This window comes from Carnobacterium sp. (assembly GCF_032094055.1).
In the GTDB taxonomy this organism is placed as follows: Bacteria; Bacillota; Bacilli; order Lactobacillales; family Carnobacteriaceae; genus Carnobacterium_A.
The window spans coordinates 5212-10343 of sequence record NZ_DAMDAK010000060.1; the positions used below are offsets into that span (position 1 = coordinate 5212).

Sequence of the window (5132 nt, forward strand, 5' to 3'; positions counted from 1 at the left end):
ACATCACTGTATTTTCAGTTACTTCATCGCCTTCTTTAACGGCCGTTTCAAAAGGTCCACCGTTTAATTCTACTGTATCTAATCCCATATGCAATAAGATTTCTACGCCATTTTCAAGTAAAAGGCCCACTGCATGTTGAGTTGGAAAAACACTTAATACTTTACCAGCAGCTGGTGATGTGATTTTTCCGTCTGTTGGAATAACAGCGAAACCGTCTCCCATCATTTTTTGTGAAAAAACAGGATCTGAAACTTCATCAATTGAAATCAATTTCCCGTTTGCCGGTGCATACAACTTTACAGGGCTATTTTCAGGTGTTGTGTCTTTTTTCTTTAAAAAATCAAACATTCCCATATATACTCATCTCCTTAAAAATTCTATAGTTCTTTTCATCGAACATCTGTATGAAAAGTTCTCAGTATCATAGTAACATAAAAGCTCCTATTTTTGAAGACAAACGAAAGCCTTTACTCCATTCAGTTTTTTCTTTAAATTCGTTTGTCTTTATACTCACTCATCTCTTTAATTTGTTCACGAACTTTTTGTGTTACTCCTTCATCTGTTAAAATAATCAAGGTATCTCCTAAATGCATTACTGTATCCCCGTGAGTAATGATCTCGCTTTCGCCACGGCGAATAGAAGTTAACAACGCTTCTTTAGGCCATTTAAAATCACGAATCATCCCACCGTCTAAAATGCTTTCTGCTTGAACGGTTACTTCAATTATTTCTTTCCTGCCTTTAAGGGCGTATCTGTCTTTTCCAACTAAACGTTCCAATAAAGCTTCATAGATTGGTTTTGCTCCTGTTAAGTCAGCGATGGTATAAGACACCAATGATACCACTGCTAAAGGCATTAACTGATTCAAACTTCCCACCATTTCGGTCACTAGAATAATAGCCGTTAAAGGGGCTTTTCCAATAGCTGTAAAATAACCAGCCATTGATAAAACAATAAAGCTGCTGATATAAATAGGGTCCATACCGACAAATTCAACAGCCAGGTTCCCGTATAAGGAGCCTAAAATTGCACCTAATGTAAGAATCGGTAAAAAGATACCGCCTGGCAGTTGACTGCCATAAGAAACCATTGAAAAAATAAATCGCAAGACAAACAAACTGGCCAATATACCGATAGTTGGAGAAGATAACCCTAACTGAATAATCAATTCATTGCCTCCGCCCAGTAAATCAGGCGCAAAAAGTCCAATAGGAATAATTAATAAAAAAGGGACAATACTATAATATTTAGAAGATAAGCAAGGTATCTTTCCATATAAACGCGGCAATAACAATAAAACTTTTTGATACATCAACCCAAACAACCCTAATAAAAATCCTAATATAAGCAGGTGGCCGTACTCGCTAAGTGGCAAAGGGGTAAGGCTTCCTATGTCTAAAATCGGTTTTAGTCCGAAAAAATTTAAAGAAACAAAATTAGCTGTCACGGCAGATGCCAGTGATGTTAACCCGATTAAAGGAGAAAAATTATGGTGTACTTCTTCTAAAACAAATAACAAGCCAGCTAATGGAGCATTGAATGCCGCAGACAATCCAGCACTTGCTCCACTTGAAAGCAATATTTTTTCATCCATTCGTTTGCCTTTAAACAGTTGGTTTACTCCTTGTCCTGTCATAGCACCCAGTTGTATTGACGGGCCTTCTCTGCCAAGAAATAAACCAGATCCAATGGCTAATATACCACCGATAAATTTTTTCCATAATACAGGCCACCAGTATAATTCAACTGTTCCCTGTAATTGTCCTTCAACTTGCGGGATACCGCTGCCTTTAATATTGGACTCTGAATGAATCAGATGGCCAAGAAAAACAGCCAGCACAACAGACAGTAGAATCCAGCCAATCAACCACTGTGGTTGTTGTGTTAAGAATAGATAGATTATTTTAACCTGTTTTAATATCAGCTCGATGGCTAATCTGAATAAGCTAACTATAAAGCCTGCCAGCAAACCAACTAAGATTCCCTTTCCCATCAGAACGATTCGTGTATCATCCCATAATCTATATTGTTTGTTTATTTTCATTTATTCGGTCCTTTCTATACTTGCTACTTATTTAGAGTATTATTTATTCTTTACATTTTCAAGAGCAATCTGAATGTATTTTTTTCCCAGTTATTTTTTTATCCATTTAATCTCATAGGTTATGCTATAGTATTAAGAGGTAAAGAAAGGAGTTATTTATTTAGTATGAACAAAATAAAAGGACTTATTTTAACTGGTTTAATTGCGGTCATCGCTACAGTCTTAGGAAATTTCTTTCCAATTATCGGCGGTGCTGTTTTTGCTGTCATTATCGGTTTATTACTTAAAAATACTATTGGAGTCGGAGCTGATTTTCAGCCTGGAATAAAACTTGCTGCTAAAAAAATACTGCAATGGTCGATTATCTTGCTTGGTTTTAGTCTAAATATCCAGGATATTGGACAAACTGGTATCTCTTCTCTTGGAGTTACCCTTATTACTATCTCTGTCGCTTTTCTTAGTGCTTTTTTAGTGGGAAAATGGTTGAAAATCCCCTCTAATCTTAAAATTTTAGTTGGTGTTGGAACGGCTATTTGCGGTGGTTCAGCTATTGCTGCTGTTTCTCCTATTATTGAAGCTGAAGAGGACGAAGTTGCACTTTCTATTTCTACTATTTTCTTATTTAATGTGATTGCTGTCTTTCTTTTTCCATTTTTGGGGCACCTTTTACATCTTAGCGATGCAGGCTTCGGTTTATGGGCTGGAACAGCCATCAATGATACTTCTTCTGTTGTGGCTGCTGGTTACAGTTACAGTGAAGCTGCCGGCGATTATGCTACAATTGTTAAATTAACTCGTGCTACACTGATCATTCCTATTTCATTGTTGATTGCTGGTATCCAGATTTATAAGAAAAAACAATCCAGTGAAAAAGTGTCCATTAAACAAATTTTTCCTTGGTTTATTTTATGGTTTTTAGTCGCTTCCATTATTAGCAGCACAGGTGTTTTGCCCGCAGGCTTTATTGCTATGACAAAAACTGCTTCTCTCTTCATGATTGCTATGGCTTTAGGTGCAATCGGTTTAACGGCTAATTTTAAAGAGATGATAAAAACCGGCCCTAAACCAATCTTATTGGGCTTAATCACCTGGTTCTTTGTAGCTGCCAGCAGTTTATTGGTACAACTTTTACAGGGACAACTATAATTTCAGTTTTTCAGCTAGTATAAGAATGAATAAAGGAGAACAGTAAATTTTTTTAAAGAATCCCTTATTTGTTTGGCAGTTTATGAAAATTTCGGTATACTTGATTTTGTGTTTGAATAGAACGAAACAAATGAAAGGAGCACAGCATGGTTTTTATTGAATTATTAAAAGCGGTTTTTTTAGGAATCGTTGAAGGTATCACAGAATGGCTTCCAATCAGCAGCACGGGCCATATGATTTTAGTAGAGGAATTTATTCAATTGGATGCTTCAGCAGCATTTAAAGAAATGTTTTTTGTTGTCATTCAATTAGGAGCAATTCTTGCAGTAGTCCTCCTCTATTTCCATAGACTAAATCCTTTTTCGCCTAAAAAATCAGCTGCCGAAAAACAAGAAACAATGTCTATTTGGTATAAAGTGATTGTAGGTGTTTTACCTGCAGCTGTTTTAGGATTATTATTTGACGATTGGTTAAATGAACACTTATATAATTATGTAACGGTTGCAGTTACGTTGATTATTTATGGTATTTTATTTATTGTCATTGAGAACCGTAATAAAGGGCGTAATGGATACATACAGACGTTCCAGGATTTGACTTATAAAACAGCCTTTTTAATTGGGATGTTCCAAGTGTTATCGTTGATCCCAGGTACATCTCGTTCTGGCGCAACTATTCTAGGTGCCATTTTATTAGGCTCTTCTCGCTACATTGCAGCTGAATATTCTTTCTTTTTATCTATTCCTGTCATGTTCGGAGCCAGTGCTTTAAAATTGGTGAAATTTGGATTTCATTTCACCGGCATGGAAACAGCTATATTACTGACCGGTATGTTAGTGGCTTTTGTTGTTTCTGTTCTGGCTATCAAATTCTTGATGGGTTACATCAAGAACAACGACTTTAAGGCTTTCGGATGGTATCGAATTATCTTAGGGGTTCTAGTATTAGGATATTTTGCATTATTTGGTTAAGAAAAAGAGGTTGTCTTTGTGAATCAAAGACAACCTCTTTTTTTGACTCTTTATCGAATCGTGTTGGTAACTCTTAGATAGTGAAATTTCCTCCGGAATTTACGTATCTGCTTGCAAGAAGCTATGAGAACGATTGGAGCCTTAGTGTCTCCAATCTTTCAAGCCTCAAACGAAGCATCATCGTTTCGTAATTCGCATTGAATCCTTTACATGGCTGCAAGCAGCAACTACTCCTCCAAAAATTTCAAAATTGTGGAATAGATTCATTTTGCTTACCAACACCAAAAATAACAGAACCTCTTTTTTACTTTTTAAGTAGAATATTTACTCGGGTCACTCCGCATCCTGTTCTAAATATTGGGTTAATTTTCGGATTGCGCCTTTTGACTTTTCTAAGTTTTCGATTGTTCTTTGGTAGTATTTTGTAGCGAAATCGTAAAACAATAAATCAACAGCATACATTTGAGCCAGTAAAGAAGCTGTTGCCCCACTTCTTAAAGGCGCTTCATGTGTATTAGCTGTCTTTAAAGAAATATCTGCCAATCGGCTTAATGTATTATCCGATTCTTTTGTCAATGAAATAGTTCTTATTCCAAGATCCTTCGCTATTCTCATTAAAGCGATCGCTTCTTGTTTTTCTCCGCTATTGGAAACTGCAAAAAAAATCGCATCTTTAGTGGCGACAGACATGGAAGTAGCCAGTAAATGCTGATCTTGTGAGCAAGTAACGGATTTTCCTATTCTGCTGAACTTTTGCTGCAAGTCCAATGCTACTAAATGAGAGGCTCCTACTCCATAAGTATAAATCACGGTACTTTCGTTAATCCATGCTGTTGCTTCTGCTACATGCTTAGAAGACAAGCTTTGATTGGTTTCTTTAAATACATGGTGTGTCTGCAGTAAAAACTTCTTTTTGATTTGTTCCAATTCTTCATTTGGTTGAATCTCACTATAAAGTTTTTCTTGAAT

5 protein-coding genes are annotated in these 5132 nt (G+C 36.3%); 2 read left to right on the top strand and 3 right to left on the bottom strand.

Annotated elements, in window-relative coordinates:
* The coding region (locus tag RT405_RS09430; protein WP_313469287.1) for a PTS glucose transporter subunit IIA at positions 1-349 on the bottom strand (349 nt) is incomplete at its 3' end.
* A gap of 140 nt (positions 350-489) precedes the next feature.
* Positions 490-2046 (bottom strand): chloride channel protein, encoded by a 1557-nt coding sequence (locus RT405_RS09435; protein ID WP_313469280.1) that lies wholly within the window; start codon positions 2044-2046, stop codon positions 490-492.
* Between the two features lie 165 nt (positions 2047-2211).
* Here RT405_RS09435 and RT405_RS09440 point away from each other — a divergent pair, with 165 nt between their 5' ends.
* On the top strand, positions 2212-3192 hold the full coding sequence (locus RT405_RS09440) for a YeiH family protein (RefSeq protein ID WP_313469281.1): 981 nt from the start codon (positions 2212-2214) through the stop codon (positions 3190-3192).
* A 146-nt stretch (positions 3193-3338) separates the two neighbouring features.
* A complete protein-coding gene (locus tag RT405_RS09445) occupies positions 3339-4163 on the top strand; it encodes an undecaprenyl-diphosphate phosphatase (RefSeq protein WP_313469282.1) in 825 nt (274 codons plus the stop codon).
* Between the two features lie 333 nt (positions 4164-4496).
* Here the strand turns inward: RT405_RS09445 and RT405_RS09450 are convergent.
* Positions 4497-5132 (bottom strand): MurR/RpiR family transcriptional regulator (locus RT405_RS09450; protein WP_313469284.1); only part of this gene is annotated, 636 nt, incomplete at its 5' end.